General features: G+C 58.2%; 14 protein-coding genes. 4 read left to right on the top strand and 10 right to left on the bottom strand.

From position 1 onward, the window contains the following. Window positions 1–212 precede the first annotated feature (212 nt). Complete coding sequence (locus tag ACZ5DH_RS09455; protein ID WP_464254051.1) at window positions 213–1,685, top strand: sensor histidine kinase; 1,473 nt, start codon at window positions 213–215, stop codon at window positions 1,683–1,685. Continuing rightward, window positions 1,682–3,262 carry a sigma-54-dependent transcriptional regulator gene (locus ACZ5DH_RS09450; RefSeq protein WP_464254050.1) on the top strand — a complete coding sequence of 527 codons (1,581 nt, stop codon included), beginning with the start codon at window positions 1,682–1,684 and terminating at the stop codon, window positions 3,260–3,262. The genes ACZ5DH_RS09455 and ACZ5DH_RS09450 overlap by 4 nt, the downstream gene beginning before the upstream one ends. 568 nt (window positions 3,263–3,830) lie before the next feature. On the opposite strand, the gene ACZ5DH_RS09445 is transcribed toward ACZ5DH_RS09450, so the two are convergent. The 6 genes from ACZ5DH_RS09445 to ACZ5DH_RS09420 form a co-directional block, all read right to left on the bottom strand. Beyond that, a complete protein-coding gene (locus ACZ5DH_RS09445) occupies window positions 3,831–5,777 on the bottom strand; it encodes an alpha/beta fold hydrolase (protein WP_464254049.1) in 1,947 nt (648 codons plus the stop codon). A gap of 160 nt (window positions 5,778–5,937) precedes the next feature. Continuing rightward, complete coding sequence (locus ACZ5DH_RS09440) at window positions 5,938–6,414, bottom strand: Fur family transcriptional regulator (protein ID WP_464254048.1); 477 nt, start codon at window positions 6,412–6,414, stop codon at window positions 5,938–5,940. Further along, window positions 6,404–7,027 carry a DUF3299 domain-containing protein gene (locus ACZ5DH_RS09435; RefSeq protein WP_464254047.1) on the bottom strand — a complete coding sequence of 208 codons (624 nt, stop codon included), beginning with the start codon at window positions 7,025–7,027 and terminating at the stop codon, window positions 6,404–6,406. Before ACZ5DH_RS09435 ends, ACZ5DH_RS09440 begins: the two co-directional genes overlap by 11 nt. Window positions 7,028–7,060: 33 nt before the next feature. After that, entirely contained in the window at window positions 7,061–8,332 is a 1,272-nt protein-coding gene (locus ACZ5DH_RS09430) for an ABC transporter permease (protein ID WP_464254046.1), read from the bottom strand. Beyond that, window positions 8,329–9,099, bottom strand: a complete 771-nt coding sequence (locus ACZ5DH_RS09425; RefSeq protein ID WP_464254045.1) for an ABC transporter ATP-binding protein — start codon at window positions 9,097–9,099, stop codon at window positions 8,329–8,331. The genes ACZ5DH_RS09430 and ACZ5DH_RS09425 overlap by 4 nt, the downstream gene beginning before the upstream one ends. A gap of 20 nt (window positions 9,100–9,119) precedes the next feature. After that, window positions 9,120–9,719, bottom strand: coding sequence for a DUF2796 domain-containing protein (locus ACZ5DH_RS09420; RefSeq protein WP_464254044.1), 600 nt, complete (start codon window positions 9,717–9,719; stop codon window positions 9,120–9,122). Window positions 9,720–10,265: 546 nt separating this feature from the next. On the opposite strand from ACZ5DH_RS09420, the gene ACZ5DH_RS09415 reads away from it, so the two are divergent. Further along, complete coding sequence (locus tag ACZ5DH_RS09415; protein ID WP_464254043.1) at window positions 10,266–10,544, top strand: hypothetical protein; 279 nt, start codon at window positions 10,266–10,268, stop codon at window positions 10,542–10,544. A 136-nt stretch (window positions 10,545–10,680) separates the two neighbouring features. Here ACZ5DH_RS09415 and ACZ5DH_RS09410 read toward each other — a convergent pair whose 3' ends face one another. From ACZ5DH_RS09410 to ACZ5DH_RS09400, 3 genes are read right to left on the bottom strand one after another with little or no spacing between them, the layout of a single operon-like run. Then, the gene (locus ACZ5DH_RS09410; protein ID WP_464254042.1) at window positions 10,681–11,697 is read right to left on the bottom strand and encodes a beta/alpha barrel domain-containing protein; all 1,017 of its coding nucleotides are present in this window, start codon (window positions 11,695–11,697) and stop codon (window positions 10,681–10,683) included. A 36-nt stretch (window positions 11,698–11,733) separates the two neighbouring features. Next, the gene (locus ACZ5DH_RS09405; RefSeq protein ID WP_464254041.1) at window positions 11,734–13,041 is read right to left on the bottom strand and encodes an MFS transporter; all 1,308 of its coding nucleotides are present in this window, start codon (window positions 13,039–13,041) and stop codon (window positions 11,734–11,736) included. Between the two features lie 37 nt (window positions 13,042–13,078). Continuing rightward, window positions 13,079–14,014, bottom strand: a complete 936-nt coding sequence (locus tag ACZ5DH_RS09400; protein WP_464254040.1) for a hydroxyacid dehydrogenase — start codon at window positions 14,012–14,014, stop codon at window positions 13,079–13,081. A 267-nt stretch (window positions 14,015–14,281) separates the two neighbouring features. Between ACZ5DH_RS09400 and ACZ5DH_RS09395 the strand changes: the two genes are divergently transcribed. Further along, the gene (locus ACZ5DH_RS09395) at window positions 14,282–16,213 is read left to right on the top strand and encodes a sigma 54-interacting transcriptional regulator (protein WP_464254039.1); all 1,932 of its coding nucleotides are present in this window, start codon (window positions 14,282–14,284) and stop codon (window positions 16,211–16,213) included. Window positions 16,214–16,626: 413 nt separating this feature from the next. On the opposite strand, the gene ACZ5DH_RS09390 is transcribed toward ACZ5DH_RS09395, so the two are convergent. Continuing rightward, window positions 16,627–17,043 (bottom strand): hypothetical protein, encoded by a 417-nt coding sequence (locus tag ACZ5DH_RS09390; RefSeq protein WP_464254038.1) that lies wholly within the window; start codon window positions 17,041–17,043, stop codon window positions 16,627–16,629. Window positions 17,044–17,227: the final 184 nt, after the last annotated feature.

The following is a 17,227-nucleotide window of genomic DNA, read 5'->3' as shown; positions in this document are numbered from 1 at the left end:
CAATTTATAACACTTTGTATTTAAAAGAGTTTTTATTTGCGTGTTCGGGCGGCGTCTCACCTGCCACAGTTGCATTATGACATGGCAGGGGGGATGGCGACCGCAACTTATTGCGGCGCAAGGCTTGTCAGCTTTGCTTTATTTTTATACGCTGTTCTAAAATGAAACGGCGTCGGGCGCATGTCTGTAATTGCGCCTGCTGGGGTGAGAGCATGCTTCCGCATTTTTCTGTCTGGCATACCATTCGCGGCAAGATCGCCCTGGGCACTGGCCTGTTTCTGGCCATGCTGCTGCTCTTGGGCGGCATTGCCTGTTATGATCTTGAACGCATCGACAGGGCGACCCGCCTGATCGACATGGTGGACGACCTGCGCAGCGATGTGCTTGAGATGCGCAGGTACGAGAAGAATCTGCAGCTTTTTCCCGGCAGAAAGGGCGATCTTGTTGCCTTGCGCGGCTTTGTGGATCTTGCGCGGGAGCGGGCCACATCCGTGGGGCAGGATTACAACGCAGCCATGGGCCGCCGGGTGGGCGACGGCGCGCACCGCAATCTTGACCTGCTGCTTGAAGGCATCGGCGTCTACGAAGCCCTGCTGGACGATACGCCCACTGACGGCGCGGCGCTTACCGATCAGGGGCAGCGCCTGAGCGAACTGGCGGATTCGGCGGTGCGGCGCATGCGCCAGGGCATCTTTACCGCCGTGGGCGACCTGCGCACCCAGCTGCTTGGGGCCATTGCGGCCCTGCTGGCCTGCGGCGTGGCCTTTGCCTGGCAGATAGGCAAACACATCATGCGCGCGCTTGGGGCCATAGAAAGCGCCGCGCGCAGCGTTGGCGCGGGGCTGCCCCTGCCGCCGCCCCCGCCGCAGCTTGAGGAAGAAGCGCGCCATGTGCTCCAGACGCTCGACGGCATGGCGCTTGAACTGGAAAAGCGGCACGCCCTGCTGTTGCAGGAAAAAAAACTGGCTTCTCTGGGCGTGCTGACCTCGGGCGTTGCCCACCAGTTGAACAACCCCCTCAACAATATTTCTGTGGGCTGCCAGTTGCTCGGCGAGGACGTCAACGACGCCAGGCAGGGGCTGCGCCCCATGCCCACGGCGGAAGACGTGACCGCGCAGCTGAACGAGATTCAGGCCGAAGTTGTCCGCGCCCGCGACATTGTGCGCGGTCTGCTGGATTTTGCGCGTGACCGGCCCTTTACCGTTGCCCAGCATGATCTGGCTGGCGTGGTGCGCAGGGCTGTGGCCCTGGTGCGGCATGATATGGGGGCGGCGGTGCGCATTGCGGTGGACGTGCCTGACGGCCTGCAACTGCCCATGGATGCCCAGCGCATTCAGGAAGTGCTCATCAACCTGCTGCTCAACGCCAGCCAGGCCATGAACGGCAGCGGCGAGGTGCGCATATCCGCCCGAGTGGACGAGCCTGCGGGCATGGCGGAGTTGCGTGTGCGCGATACGGGCAAGGGCATAGCGCCGGAGCATTTGGGCCGGGTGTTTGATCCCTTTTTCAGCCTCAAGCCCGTGGGCGAGGGGACGGGCCTTGGCCTGTCCATAGCCTTTGGCATTGTGGGCAAGCATAAGGGAATACTCGAAGCGCAGAGCGAACCGGGGCAGGGTGCGTGCTTTACCATGCGGCTGCCCCTTGCGGCCCGGCGTGACGCAAACGTTTCAGGAGCAGAGTCATGACTACGGAACGCTTCCGGCTTGCGGAACAATCCTCCACACAGGCAACGCCCGACGAACCCCGGCGCAGCAGCCACGGGCGCGACGCCGCGCAGCGTGCCGGCGGCGGTGGACGCCTGTTGATTATCGATGATGAACGCATGGCCCGCGCAAACCTCGCGCGCGCCCTGGAGCGCGGCGGGCACGAATCGGCCCAGGCGGGCAGCGGCGAAGAAGGCCTGAAACTGCTGGCCGAGCAGGATATTGACGTGGTCATCACCGATATAGCCATGGCTGGCATGAACGGCATGGAGGTGCTCAAGGCTGTGCGCTCCAGCAAGCCGGATGTGGAAGTTATCATGGTCACGGGCTACCCAATGATTGAAAGCGCCGTGGAGGCCATGCGGCTCGGGGCTTTTCATTATCTGGCAAAGCCGTATTCGCTTGAAGAGGCGCGCATACTGGTGGCCCGGGCGCTGGAAAAGCGCCGCCTGCGTCAGCAGGTCGTCCAGATGCGCGCCCAGCTTGAGGCCAGCGGCTCCGTGCCCGAAATGGTGGGCGCATCGCCAGCCATGTGCGGTCTGCGGCAGGCGCTCATGCGCCTGGCCCCCACGGATGTGGCCGTGCTGCTGCAGGGGGAAACGGGCACTGGCAAGGAACTGGCGGCCCGCACCATGCACGCCCAGAGCCAGCGGGCGCGGCGACGTTTTTTGGCGATCAACTGCGGCGCGCTGTCGCCAGAGTTGCTCGAAAGCGAGCTTTTCGGACATGAACAGGGGGCGTTTTCCGGCGCGGTGCGGCGTAAGGAAGGCCTCTTTGAGGCCGCCAGCGGCGGCACGCTCCTTCTGGATGAAATTGGCGAAATGCCCGCAGGCATGCAGGTCAAACTGCTGCGCGTGCTTCAGGAACAGACTCTGCGCCGTGTGGGCGGCACGGTGGACATACCCGTGGACGTGCGCATCATCGCCGCCACCAACCGCAACCTCAAGGAAGAGGTGGAGGCAGGGCGCTTTCGCCGTGATCTGTACTACCGCGTGGCGGTGGTGACGCAGGAACTGCCGCCCCTGCGCAGCAGGGTTGAGGACATCCCCATGCTGGCGCGGTTCTTTCTTGCGCGGCTGGCTGAGCAGGGCGGGGCAGCGCCGCTGGATATCGACGAATCCGCCCTTGATGCGCTGCGGCTGTACCCCTTTCCCGGCAACGTGCGCGAGCTTGCCAATATACTGGAGCGGGCGGCGGTGTTCTGCCCGCCGGGCGGCAGCATAGGACCGTCGCACTTGCCGCCGGAAGTTTCCGAGGCGGTCCTGCATCCCTCTACGACTGCCCCTGCCGCGCCATCCATCACGGGCCTGCGCCAGGCGGATGCCGCACCTGCCATTTCCGTTGCGCCTGCGCAGCCAGCGTCTCCCGTCCCCCCTGTACCCCCCGCGCCACAGCATGAGCAAGGGCAGGATGCGCCCCTGGTTCCACTGGCAGAGATGGAAAAGCAGCACATCCTGCGCGCGCTTGAACTGGCTGGCGACAACCGCACCTTGGCTGCCGACATGCTGGGCATCAGCCGTTCGTCCCTGTGGCGCAAGCTCAGGGAATACGGCGTGTAACCCCGGCCGGATCAGGTTTTTTTACAGCGGCCCTGCTGGTGAAGCCGCTCCCAGACTGGCCAGCCTGACTACCTGCCAGAGGGGCTACGCCCGTCCATAGCCCAGAAGCGCTCCGGCACATGCGGCGTGCGAAACGTACATGCACAAGACGCATGCGTCAGAGCACCACAAGACTCCCTTGGAACGACGGACATCGTCACCGACAAGGACCATGTGCAGCGCTGGTTGCAGGAATGCGTGGTGAAAATTTTACAGGTGACTCTCTTGAGCCGGCTGTTTCAGTAATAAAGGGCTCGCGGGCAGAGTACCCTTGAGATGGCATGACGCTTGAAAGACCCTGTTTCCGTGCCCCCGCTTCAGATCAGAAAGCATTTTGCACTATAACAAAAGCCACTGAGAGTTTTAGGGGGTGGGGGCGTGGGGGAGGGACCCTTTTGCAAAAGGGTCCCTCCCCCACAAAACAGTTCAAAGGCCGCACTGTTTTTTCTGCTGAATCCACGCCGCGTTGTGGCGCGCTGCACTTTCGTGCAGCGTTAGAGCATTTACACTTTTTCAAAGTTAGAATGCTCTAGTGCCCAGCCTCTGTCGCCAAACCCAGGTGCTTGCCGAAGAAGGCTTCCATTTCGCGGTAAAAGTCGAATCTGTTTTCTTCCTTTTGGAAGCCGTGCCCTTCATTGTCCTTGAGCATATACACCACATCCTTGCCCAGACGGCGGACAGCGGCGACGATTTGCTCCGATTCCGCCTTGTTGACGCGAGGGTCGTTGGCTCCCTGCGCCACGAAAAGAGGCGCCTTGATGTTGTCCGCGTGAAAGATCGGCGACACGGCTGTGAGCAGGTCTTTATCTTTTTCGGGGTCTCCGATGACTTCATATTCGCGCAGGCGTTCGGGTTCCCAGTAGGGCGGCAAGGTCTCGAGCAGGGTGAACAGGTTTGAAGGCCCCACATAGCTGACGCCGCAGGCATAGAGGTCAGGGGTGAACGCAAGCCCGGCGAGAGCGGCATACCCCCCATACGAGCCGCCATAGATGGCCACACGTTTGGGATCAGCTATACCCTGGGCGATGAGCCAGCGCACGCCATCAGTGAGGTCATCCTGCATCTTGCGGCCCCATTGTTTGAAGCCGGCCTGGGTAAACCGTTTTCCATAGCCTGTGGAGCCCCGGTAGTTGACCTGTAATACCGCGGCCCCCCGGTTGGCCAAAAACTGCACCTCACGGTCGAACCCCCAGACATCCCGCGCCTGCGGGCCGCCATGCGGCAAAACTATCAGGGGCAGGTTGCGTGCGGGTACGCCCACGGGCAGCGTCAGGTAGCCGTGTATGGTCAGGTTGTCTCTGGAAGTAAACGTGACGGGTTGCATGGCAGCCATCCGGCCCGGCGCAATCCACGGCGCGACGTCGGCGAGCTTTTGCAGATGGTCTGTGCGTTTTTCGTAAAGATAGTACGCCCCGGGGGTGCGGTCATTCATGGTGCGCAGAATCAGGTTGTTTTCCGCATCATCATAGCCCGTAACCAGTATTTCCATATCCGGCAGAAGAGCCTTCAGCCTGTCGTAAAGCTGCTTGTCCTCGGCAGTGAAAAAATGGAGGTGCCCCTTGTCGGTATAGTATTCGGCCGCCGTGATGGTCTTGCGCTTTCGCGACGCCAGCAAGCCGGAAACATCCACGTCCGGGTGCGAAAAAAGTTCTGCGCCGAAACGGCGCTGCTCCGGATCATAGACGTACAGGGCCGCCGTGTCGTGCTCTTTGCCGTCGGGCGTGCCCAGGGTGGTGAGCATGTAAATGTTTTTATTGTCATAGCTGAACATGAGAGGCGTCAGGGTATTCTTGAAATCCGCGCTGAGCAGCTTTTCAAAAGGCTTGCTTTCATCCTGCCTGTAAAGCAGCTCGCTGGTCAGGCCGTCGCTGCGCACCGCCACGCGGATGTTGCCCTTGTGGTCGCTCAGCCAGTCCACCACATCGCCGGGATTTTCCGCCGCCAGATCCAGCCGGCCGGTCTTCACGTTACAACGGTAGACATCAAAGACACGCGGGTCCCGCTTGTTAAGCTCCAGAAGAATGTGATCGGGATCATCCTTCAGATCGTCCGTAAGCGCCGCCTTGACGGCGGGAAATGGCGTAAGATCAAGGGCGTTGCCGCTGGCGACGGACACCCGCCAGAGATGGTCGTTCTCGTCGCCGCCGCTGTCCTTGAAAAACAGAATGGTGTCGCTGCCTTTCCAGAGATAGCCCGTGATGCTGTCCACAGACTCGTGGGTGACTTGCGTTTCCTTGCCGGTGGACAGGTCGCGCACAAAAATGTTCATGCGCTGCTGCCAGGGTTTCATAAACGCCAGTTTTGTTCCGTCCGGTGAAATAGCGAACCTGGTCGTCTCGAAGTTACGAAAAAAATCCTTCATGGGCAGCAGCGGCGCAGGGGCATGCGCGGCAGCCGTGCACAGGGCGGGTACAAGCAGAAGGGCAAAACACAGGTGCACAACGTGAACGAAAACAGCACGGCAGGATATGTTCATGTTTTTTCCTCAGGAGAGGCAAGAGGTGTGTTGTCTGGAAGTGGCAGAGGTATGGTTGCTCTTGACGTCAGGACGGCAGTGCGCCGCAACGTGACATGGATTCAGACGAAAAATCGTATTTTTTGCGGAATGACAAATGGAAATGTGACGCGTTGCAACATTACTCTGATCCGGCGGCGGCACACTGCGGGCAAATGCCCGTAAGTTCAATGGTGCCGCCCTGGATGGTGAATTCCTTTTCCCGCATGGCTGCACAGATGGTATTGTACAGGGGCGGATCGCTGATTTCCCGGCTCTGATGGCACCCCGCGCACACGAGCATGAACACTGGCTGATGTTCATGCTCGCAGGAGTCGGTGCAGGCCACAAAGGCGTTGAGTGTTCCAACGCGGTGCACCAGCGCGTGTCGCAGCAAAAAATCAAGGGTGCGGTAAACGCTGGCCGGAGTGACCGATTTGGCCGTCTTTTTCCGCAAGATGTCCATAATGGCGTAGGCTTTGACTGGTTCAGCGGCTTCCAGAAGAATATCCAGTACCTGTCGGCGCAGAGGCGTCAGCCGCCTGCCCCGCGTTTTACGCAGGCCGTCCGTCACGGGCTGGCCCGGCATCTGCTGTTTGGCAATTTCTTTATTCGACATGCTGTTCAATGGCGTCAGCCTTCATGCTGTACCCGGAATCGGCCAGATCGTTCTCATTTTTTTCAACTTCCAGCCTGCCATATACCCATACGGCGTCCATGACCTGTATGCCTCCGCGCGGCTTGGCAAGCGTGACGTAGATGATCTGGTTGGCTGGCGGCGGCGGCACGTGAATGCAGGCCCCAAAATAGGGGACCAGCAGAAATTCCGCAAGTTCGTCGCCGCCCAGGTAGTCCAGGGGAGCCACAAAGCCGAGAATTTTTACAAGTTTGCCTTTCATGGCAGGGTTGACGGGCGCTTCGCTCCACTGTTTCTGCAACTGCTTCAAAGCTTCTTCAGCCCTTGGATCATCATCCTCAAACTGGTCAAACTTGAATTTGTCGAAAATCTTGGCCGGGTCCCATGAGGGAGGGATGAGCTGGTCCCAGGAAATTTCCGTATACTTGCCGCTTTTTTTGACGCGCTCTGTCTGCGCTGCGTCGGCGGCAGAGCCCCGGCTTCTCTCCAGCGCCTGCTGGCGGGTGTATTCATCTGTCAGCGCGTGGACCGTCCCGGCAGAAATGCAGATCAGCAGGGCCGTCGCAAGTAAAAAAAGTCGTTTCAGTAGCAGCATGTTTTTATTCATTGAGAGCTTGTGCGCCCAGGATCAGATGGACGCGTTGAGTCCGTCCGCCAGGCTTATACGATAGGCGCGCCATGCCGGAATGAGGCTGGCCAGCGCACCTGCGGCCACAATGCCCCCAAGCAGCAGCCATTCGCCGCGTTCAGGCCAGGAAAGCGCAAGTCCAAGGCCATAATGGGACGCCAGATATGGCCCAGCCACGGCAATAATGGCTGAAAGCAGCGCCAGCCCCGCCAGTGCCCCCGTGAGCACGAGCAACATGCCTTCCATTAAGAGCAGGCCCACGATATCCAGTGGGCTCGCGCCCGCAGCGCGCAGGATGGCCAGTTCGCGCCTTCGTTCTCCCAGACCTGCCAGAATGACGGCCACAAGGCCCGCCAGACCGGTGACCGTCACAAGCCAGGAAATGGAGCGCAGCGCGCTTTCGCCCGTGCGCAGCAGGTCCCAGAGCTGATCCATGGCCACACCGGGCATGACGCCCATGAGCGCTTCGTCCGTATCGGCATTGATCTCGCGCTGGGCGGCGAATACGCGGCTGCGGCTTTTCAGCCCCACCAGTAAGGCCGTGATGCTCTTGGGCGTGAGATTAAAGGATGTTACCTGATCCGGCCGTATATGAAAACCGGGTACAGGCGCGCCGCCACGCCAGTCTATATGTATGGCCTCCATGGCTGCAAGGCTGATGTACAGTCCACGGTCAACGGGCGTGCCGGTGGGCTCCAGAATGCCGCACACGGTAAAGGGCTTGTCCGCGTGCTGGGCAAGCCGGGCGCCGCCGGCGCCGTGGCTGAGCACCAGGCGCTCACCCAGGGTGTAGCCTGTCTGCCTGACCACCTCCGAACCGATCACCACATCAAAAAGTCCCTCAAAGGGGCCGCCTTGTGCGAAGCGCAAGGGAGTGTGGCGACGGTACTTGTACTGTGTAAAAAAATCGGCGGTGGTTGCCACCACGGGAAAGCCCTTGTGGGAATCGCCCAATGACAGGGGCACTGTCCAGGCCACGTCCTTGCGGGCCGCGATGCGTTGGGCGCTGTCCCATCCCATATTGTTGGAAGCGCCGCCCAGATGAAAAACGGCATACAGCAAAAGCTGCAAGCCGCTGCCGCGCGCGCCGACCACAAGGTCCGTGCCGGATATGGCCTGCGCGAAGCTTTCCCGGGCCTGAGTGCGCACGCGCTCGATGCCCAACAGCAGGGTTGTGGACAGGGTTATGGAAAAAATCACCAGAATCAGCGTGTTTCTGCGGTTCCAGGCGCTCTGGCCCGCCAGACGCAGAAGATACCAGAAGCGACTCATGCCTGTTCCCCTCTGGTTCCGGCGGTATTCAGCTCGGTAAGCCGCAGCTGACGGGGGAACTTTTCGGCCAAGGTCTGATCGTGACTCACAAACAGCAATCCGGCCCCGCTTTCCGCGCATTCCCGCAGGAGCAGGCGCAGAAAGTCCTGACGCAGGTCTGTGTCCAGCGCGGATGTGGGTTCGTCGGCGACAAGCAGGGGCGGAGAACCGATAAGCGCACGCGCGGCGGCAACCCTTTGCTGCTGTCCCACCGAAAGGCGGCTTGCCTTGCTGCGCCACAGGGACGGCTCAAGCCCGAGGCGTTCAAGCAAGTGGCTTGCCGCATGCTCCGGGCTTGTAAAGCGCACCGCCGCCGCGCGGGAGCGCGCGGCGGAAAGGCGGCAGGGGATAAGCACGTTATCCAGTACGGAAAGATAGGGAACAAGATTGAACTGCTGAAAAATAAAGCCGATGCCGTCACCCCGAAAGGCGTCGCGCGCGCTGCCGTTCAATGGCGTCAGGCACACGCCGTTCACAAAGACCTGGCCTGACGAGGGGCGCAGTATCCCGGCCACAAGGCTGAGCAGCGTACTCTTGCCGCTGCCGCTGGGGCCGGAAATAAATACATGTTCCCCTCGTGGTACGGCCAGATACGGTATCCGCAGAATTTCACGCGGTTGCCCTGGCCAGGCGAAGACAACATTATCCAAAAGGACGGCACAGTCCGCAGCCCTGGGATTTTCGCGGGGCTGCGTCATATCTGCTTTGGTATCAGCGTGCTGCGGCATGTACGTTCTCGCGCGATACGCTACCAGGCGAGCGTATGCTTTTTGCTTGTGAGTTCCGCGCCTTTCTGCCCGGAAGGCGTGACCAGCTGCACCTCCACTTCGTGCAGGGCGGGCCATATCTTGAACAGCTGCACGTCAAGACTTTTCAGCGCTTCCGGCCTGGCGCATGCAAAGGTAAAGGATGCGTCCAGGTCGCCGTGCCCGTCGTGTTCATCATGCGCTCCGGTCATGGCCTTGTCATCAGACTTTACATCAGGATCATGCCTGTCGCTTTCAGTTGCCGCGGCGGCTTCGCCCAGAAGTTCGGGAGGCAGATTTTCCGAAGCCAGAGAAACCTCAACGGGGCGGCACTGGGCAGCCTTTGTCAGCAGAAAAATCTCTTCGGGCTTGCGTAGTTTTGCTGCCATGGCCCGGACCTCTGCGCGTTGCGCATCCGTGGTCGGGGCGTGCTCAAAGGAAATGGCGTTTACAAGAGGGCTTTCAAGGGCAATTTCTACCTTTGCCCCTTCAATTGCAATATTCATTTTTGCGACGCCGTGTTCATGCGCACCGTGCGCCAGAGCCAATGAATAAAGAAGCGCCGTCACCAGTGCCATGCTTAGTATAAAGGCTTTTTTCATGAAGTATCCCTTCCGAGGTATCAAGGCTGCATAATTTGGACCGACAAAAAATCACAAAAATGAAATGATATATTATTGCATTTTTGTCAATCCAGATAGAAAATAAGCAGAAATAAATAATAAATTTATCCTATTAGATGGATATCCTGGCCACAGGGCAAGGCTCGCGAATACCCTTGCGTGTACGAACCGCAACAATTTAATGCGCTTTGCCGACAGGAGGCGCAGCCTTTCTTGTCAGGCGCGCATCAGGGTAGTGCGCGACGGGTGAAAAAGGAGTGCCCCAGCTGGTTGCAAGATCTTTGCGAGATATCCGCGAGAGATACGCGGGACTGCCTTGCCAGTGGGGGCAGTATACGCGCAGTGGCAGCCCGTTAATGCAGTAGATAACCATTTAGAGCATTTTAACTTTGAAAAGTGTAAATGCTCCAACGCTGCACGCAAGTGCGGCGCGCCACAATGTGGCGTGGATTCAGCCGAGCTTTAGCCGTTGCGACGAAGGAAGCTACGGAAGCTTCAAGCGTTGTGACGCAGGCTTAAAGCGTTGTGACGCAGGAAACTACGCTTGAAGACAGCATGCGTAACGACACGGCTTGTCCCATACAATCGCTGTCGCCATCCGTAAGCCCTGCAGGCAACGGCTGCCGCGAAACTACGCTTGAAGACAGCATGCGTAACGACACGGCTTGTCCCTTACAATCGCTGTCGCCATCCGTAAGCCCTGCGGGCAACGGTTGCCGCGAAACGACGCTTGAAGACAGCATGCGTAACGACACGGCTTGCCCCATACAATCGCTGTCGCCATCCGTAGCGATGCTTGCCTGAACCGTTGACGGAACCGTCTTACGGGGCAGGACAGCATCGCTACGAATGAAGACGGCACTGCTATTTACGCGCGGTTAAGCGTCGAAGCGCGCGTATCTTTAACTTTGAGAATGTACATTCTCAAAGTTAATCTGCTCTAACAGTCGCACTTGGCAGGCATGCCGGCGGCAAGCTTGTGGGCGTGCTCCTTGATGAGGTTTTTAGAGGGATTTTTACGGTTCTCGGCGGAAACGGACATGGTCAGGCGGAAGACGTCCACGCCGAATTCCTTTGAGGCTTCGAGCAATGCCGCTGTGTTGGACGAATGGCAACCCGACAGGCCGAACACCAGATCCAGGGGGACAACCGGTGCCTTGTAGCCATGTTTTTCCATAGCGGGTGCCAGCTTTTCTTCAATAAACCGCAAGAGGGTATTCAGGTCGGCCGTGCGGATTCCAAGGCGGTCAAAAACGGCCACCGCAATTTCTGTCGCCAGATTACCGGCGCTACGGGCCATACCCATCAGGCCGCAATCGATTATGCGGGCCCCTTCCCTGAATGCCGCAACGGCGTTTGACGCTGAGAGGCCCAGATTATTGTGCCCGTGAAAACCCACGGGAATATCCACCCGGCGCACCATTTTCTCCACATAGCAGCCGACTTCATCCGGCATCATGGTTCCGGCCGAGTCCATAATGGTCACCATATCCACGCCCATGTCCTGCAGCCGGGCAGCTTCGTCTGCCAGAGCGTCCGGGCTGAGCACATAGGCCTTCATCAACGAATAACAGGCCTCAAGCTTGTATTTTTTTACCAGTTCCACGGCTCGACGCGCTTTGTCGGCATCACCGGCATTGGCTCCAACCCGCAGAAAACTCAGACCGTTTGCCGCAGCGGCTTCCACACGTTCATCGGTGGCGTTGCCCGCCCCAAGAAACATGCCCAGAAGGGCCTTGCCCACCAGCGGTTTTGCCAGGGCCAGGTATGCGGCATCCGTAAGCGGAGCCGTTTTTCCCTGTTCTTCGCCTGCGCCCATGCCATTGGCATTGCCATATTCAATGTAGCGTATGCCGCAATCAACAAGCCCGTGCAGCATCAGTGTCGTCAGTTCGGCCGAAAAGCCGTTGCCAAGCACGTTGCCGCCATCACGAAGGGTGCAATCAAAAAGTTCCATATATTCTCCTGGGTGTTGCCGTTCAAATATGGTTCATTACCGGAAACGACGCCCCTCGGAGGGGTCGGCCTTTTTAAGCGCAAGCAGATTGAATAAGCCCAAGGCGCCCACAAAGATGAGGATGTAGGCGGGAATCATGATGTCGTTGAATTTGGAGATGAGCCAGGTGGCCAGAAACGGCGTGGTAGCCCCACCCAAAACTGCCCCCATGCTGTGCCCGAACGAAACCCCGGTGCTGCGCACGCGTGGGGGCAACAGTTCAGGATACATGGCGTATGACCCGGCCTGACACAGAGCGTAAGGAATCATGGTGGTTACCAGCGCAGCTATGGCCATGCCAAAGCCATTGCCCATCAGGGCGTAGCAGGGGTAACTCAGCGCGATATAGCAAATGTAGCAGGCCACCAGTGTTTTGACGGGGCCGATGCGGTCGGTGATGAGGCCGAACACGGGTATGAACAGTGCCGCGCACGTCACGGCAATAAGCACGATGAAGCCCACCTCGGCAGCAGGCATTTTCAGTACCGTACGCATATAGATGGCGACATAGACGGTGCCGCAATACGTGCCGACGTTCTGAACAAGAGAATACATGAAGAGTTTGCACAGCGAGGCGGGGTACTGGCTGATAAGCTCCTTGACGGGAGCGGCAGAAAGCTTGCCCTCTTTCTTCATGTTGGTGAAGTCGGGGGTGTCCTCAATTTTAAGACGCATCCAGAGGCAGCCGAGCATGAGGGGCATGGCCACCAGAAAAGGCACGCGCCACGCCCAGGTGGTGCTTTCACCCACAAACAGATAGGCAGCCAGCCCGGTAAGCCCGGCAGCCCCCGCCTTGCCCAGATTGGCCACGCTGGGTACGAAGGAAAGGTAGAGGGACCGGCGTTCTGCAGGCGCCCATTCGCGGATGTATGAAGCCGCGCTGCCGATCTCGCCCCCGGCTGAAAAACCTTGCAGCATACGGCAGAGTATCAGCAGTATGGGCGCCGCAATGCCTATCTGGCTGTAGGTTGGCAAACAGCCGATGGCCGTGCAGGCCACTCCGATAAGAACCACAGTGGACACAAGCGAGAGCTTGCGGCCGTAGCGGTCGCCAATGCGCCCGAAGAACAGGCCGCCCAGGGGCCGGATGATAAAGGCCAGCCCGAATACGGCCAGTGTGGACAACAGCGAAACGGTGGGATTGTCGCTGGGAAAAAATTCTTTGGACATGCGCGCGGCACAGTAGCCATACACCGAAAAATCGTAATACTCCAAAAACGTGCCGAATGCGGCGGCCACAGTGGCCCTTTTGGCCTCGCTCATTTTTTGTTCGTCGATAAATGATGCTGTATCCGTCAGAGACATGGCAGGATCCTTTGCGGTAAGAGGCTGGAACGGAAAGCTATACGACGTAGGGATAACGCGGCTTTTCACCGTGGAGCACGGAAAGCACGTCGTCAACAACCGTGTTGCCGACGCGCACAAGAGACTCGTGTGTGCTGCCTCCTATATGCAATGTGCCGATAAAGTTGGGCAGTTGCAGCAGGGGGGTGTCCATGGCGGGGGGTTCCTGCACAAAGACGTCGCTGGCCGCGCCAAAGATTGTCTTGTTCACCAAGGCCTCATACAGGGCGGCCTCATCAATCACCCCGCCGCGCGCGGTGCTGACAATGACGGCCGTGGGCTTGCAACAGGCAAACTGCGCCGCGCCCAGGAGCCCCCTGGTGGCTTCGGTAAGCGGCACGCTCACACTGATGTAGTCCGCCTCACGCAGCATTCCTTCCAGGGTACTGTGCAGATGCACGCCACGGGCTTTTGCAGTGTTCGCATCCAGATATGGGTCGTAAACGTGAACGGCCATGCCAAAGCCGTTTGCGGCAATCTGCGCCACGCGCGCGCCGATGTTGCCGAAGCCCACAAGGCCGAGGTTTTTGTCCGAGATTTCAAGGCCCGTCAGAGCGGGGGGCGCTATGCGGTCGATCCCCCCGCGGATATGCTCCATATTGTCGCGCAGTTTGCGCGCGCTGGCGAGAATAAGCCCGAAGACCAGCTCCGCTACGGAATTGACGTTGCTCAGAGGCGTATACACAACGGCTACGCCCTTTTCATTGGCTGTCGCCAGATCAATGGCGTTTACCCCAACGCCGTGCTTGCCGATAACCTTCAGCCTTGGTGCGGCAAGAATCTGCTCGCGCGTGACGGGCGCGGCACGCACAATAACAGCATCCGCCAGTGATAAATCGTTTTTTTCCGGGGCATCCCATGACACTACCTCTGCCTCCGCGCGCAGTCTGCGCATGGCGCTTTCATGTATGGGTTCTATGACATGAACTCTCATTATGTCCTCCGTATGAAACATGACGAATGCATTCGGCCGATTAAAAGCAATTGGCATGCCAGCAGTGAAGGATGTTCGGGGCTGGCAGGATGTAATTAAATAAACATATATATTATACTATGTTACATTTTAATATTTGTTGTCGTTACGGCTTTTTTCCTGCATGGCGCTCCTGATAAAAAAAGACTCCGTGGGGATGTGTTTCATTTGAGTTTCAAATTCTATCAGTGTATATCAAAATGAAACGCACACCGCCGGAGGCACCGTATGGTCCATGCCCGCAGGGAAGATATTTTATTTATCCTCCCCAGTGAACCCATTGCCGCTACCATCAGCAATCTTTTCAAGCTGATAGGTGAGAGTTTTCTGGTGCATGAGGCGACGCTGGAAGATGCGGTGCGCCTTGCCCAAAGCTATATTGACCAGGGGCAGGCCATGGTTGTGGTCAGCAACGGCGGTACAGCGGCCCTGCTCAAGCAAAGGCTCAAGACGCATGTGCTGGAACTGCGCTATACAAGCGTGGACATGTTGCGCGCAGTCAGACGCGCATTCGACCTGGCGGACAAGGTCGCGGTGATGGGGTTTGAGCCGTTTACCTATAGCGCAAAGGCTCTGAAGGATTTTTTTGAAAGACCGGTGCTGGTGGAAACCGTAACGGATATTGCCGATCTTACAGAAAGGCAACAGCACCTCATGGCCAGAGGGATAAAGGCCTTTGTGGGGGGATCCCCTGTGGTGACCGCGGCGCGAATGCTTGGTGCATATGGCGTGCACATAGACATGGACCCGCGCGTCATTCAGGACGCCATTGAGGAAGGCAAGCGGATAGTCTCGCTGCAAAAAGAAAAAGATCTGCGCCTTGGCACCATCAATGCGCTGCTCAATTCCATAAATGACGGCATTATCGGCATTGACGCTTCAGGGTGTATTTCCGAGATAAACCGTATCGGCCTTGAACTGCTGGGCCTGCAACGCCAGGACGTCGTGGGGCGCGACATTCGTCAGGTCCTGGGCGTGCCCTGGGAATCATGCATCCAGGCGGTTGAAAACGAGCAAACGTCCGAGGTGTGCCTTATTGGCGGAAATTCCCTGGCCGTTACCAGCGTGCCCATCCGGGTAAATGGGCACAGCAGCGGGGCTGTGCTCACACTTCAGGAAGTGCGGCGCATCCTGTCTCTGGAACGGCGGGTGCGCAAGCGGGTGCGCGATTCTGGCCATATAGCCAAAAGTACGTTTGCAGATGTGGTGGGAAGGTCAGAGCCTTTGGAAAAAGCGAAAAAAAAGGCTTTCACCTACGCTCAGTCCGACAGCACCGTTCTTATTTATGGCAAGACGGGAACAGGCAAGGAGCTGTTTGCACAGTCCATCCATAATGCCAGCGCCAGGGCCGACAGCCCCTTTGTTGCGGTGAACTGCGCCGCCTTGCCGGAGAATCTGCTTGAAAGCGAGCTGTTCGGCTATGTCAGAGGCGCGTTCACCGGCGCCAGCGAAAGTGGAAAAATGGGCCTTTTTGAAATGGCGCATGGGGGAAGTATTTTTCTGGACGAAATCAGCGAAATGCCCCTGCCTCTTCAATGCCGTCTGCTGCGCGTCCTGCAGGAAAAAGAAGTTTCCCGTGTGGGGGACGACAAGGTGACGCCCGTGGATGTGCGCATCATCGCCGCTACCAACCGCAATCTGGCCGAAGAGGTGCAGAACGCAAGATTCAGGGAAGACCTGTATTACAGGCTTGCGGTGCTCATTCTGGAGTTGCCGCCTCTGGTGGAACGGTTGGGAGATATAGGTCTGCTGGCGCGGGTTATTCTGCATAGAAAATCAAAAGAACAACATAAGCCCATGCCACGGCTGGATCCACAGGCAATGGCGCTTCTGGAGACCATATCGTGGCCCGGCAACGTTCGGCAGCTGGCCAACGTTCTTGAGCGTGCCATGGTTATTGCCACAAATGGGGTACTTTCCGAAGAGGTTATGGCCGACTCCATGCGTAGTTGTCACCCTTACGGGCAGCCGTGCCCAAGCTGTGCGCCCGCAGATATCGCGCCCACGGGAGATCCCGCTGTCAGCCTTGATGCGATGGAGGAGCGTGCCTTGCGCGATGTGCTGCGGCAATGCGGAGGCAACAGAAAAGAATCTGCGCGACGGTTGGGCATTGGGCGTGCTACCCTGTGGCGCAAGATGAAAAAATTCGGGTTGATCTGAAAAAAATTATAAAAATAATATTGTTGCTGATAGTTGCGAACGGCGGGACTGGCTGCGTGTTGTTGCCGCGAGGCCGGGCAAGTGGGGTTGTAAGTCCGGGCTCAATAATAACCGCAAGGGTGTGGGTATGGAAGGTCCCTCCCGCTTCCGAGGCGGGAGCGCAGTGATTTTGATGCTTTTAACTGTGTAGCGCCAGTTAATTTTAACCAAACCGTTACCCGGATATGGGGTGAAGTTGCCCGGACATAATCGGACGAAGTGCAGCAACACCAAGGGTATTCCCCCTTCCTGCGTAGATGCAGGTTCAGCTCACGGTAAATTCTGTGTACCCGCTTATGATTCCAATTATGCCCTTTGCGTCACAATACTGCAAAATACTTTGGAAAATATGGCGAGGGCAGGCTTCGACCAGCTCAAGTGGCGCCATAATCACCGGCGTATCGTCCCGAGGTGTGGCCTGACAGGCAAACACTGTGCGGCTCAACCGCAACGCGGTGCAAGTCCTCGTGATGCTCAGCCCCTGCTCTTCGTGAACCAAGCAGGCCAAATCGCGCTTCTCGGCCGGCCTTAGAGCTTTTTTCGATAACATCCTTCAAGGCCCGGTTTTCCAGACTCAATTCAGCGAATATCTGCTTGAGCGGGGCGTTTTCGTACTCAAGCCCGCGCATCCGTTTGATGAGAGGCTTCCATACCGCCGAATTTACTCTTCCAGGCGTAATACGTGGCGCTGCTGATGCCGTACTCAGGGCAGACTTCCCTGGCTGTGCGGCCAGCTTCAACCTATTGATGATCTTGATGATATGGTGCTCTGAAAGCCGAGATTTTTTCATGCTCGCCTCGTGGGACGAGTCTCGCAGAAATCTCCAGCCCGGGGTCGCGCTATGTTACGGGATACTTACACAAGCACGCTGGAGTGACAGACGCAAAAGGGCGCGCTGTGGGCGCCTGGCGATTTGTGGCCATGCCCGTTTATGCCCTGCTGCTCCTCCCCCCGGAGGCTGATTCCCAGGCGCA

This window comes from Desulfovibrio simplex, from assembly GCF_055387835.1.
The sequence above is the reverse complement of the archived record's forward strand: the minus strand, read 5'-3'. Positions and strand labels throughout refer to the sequence as shown.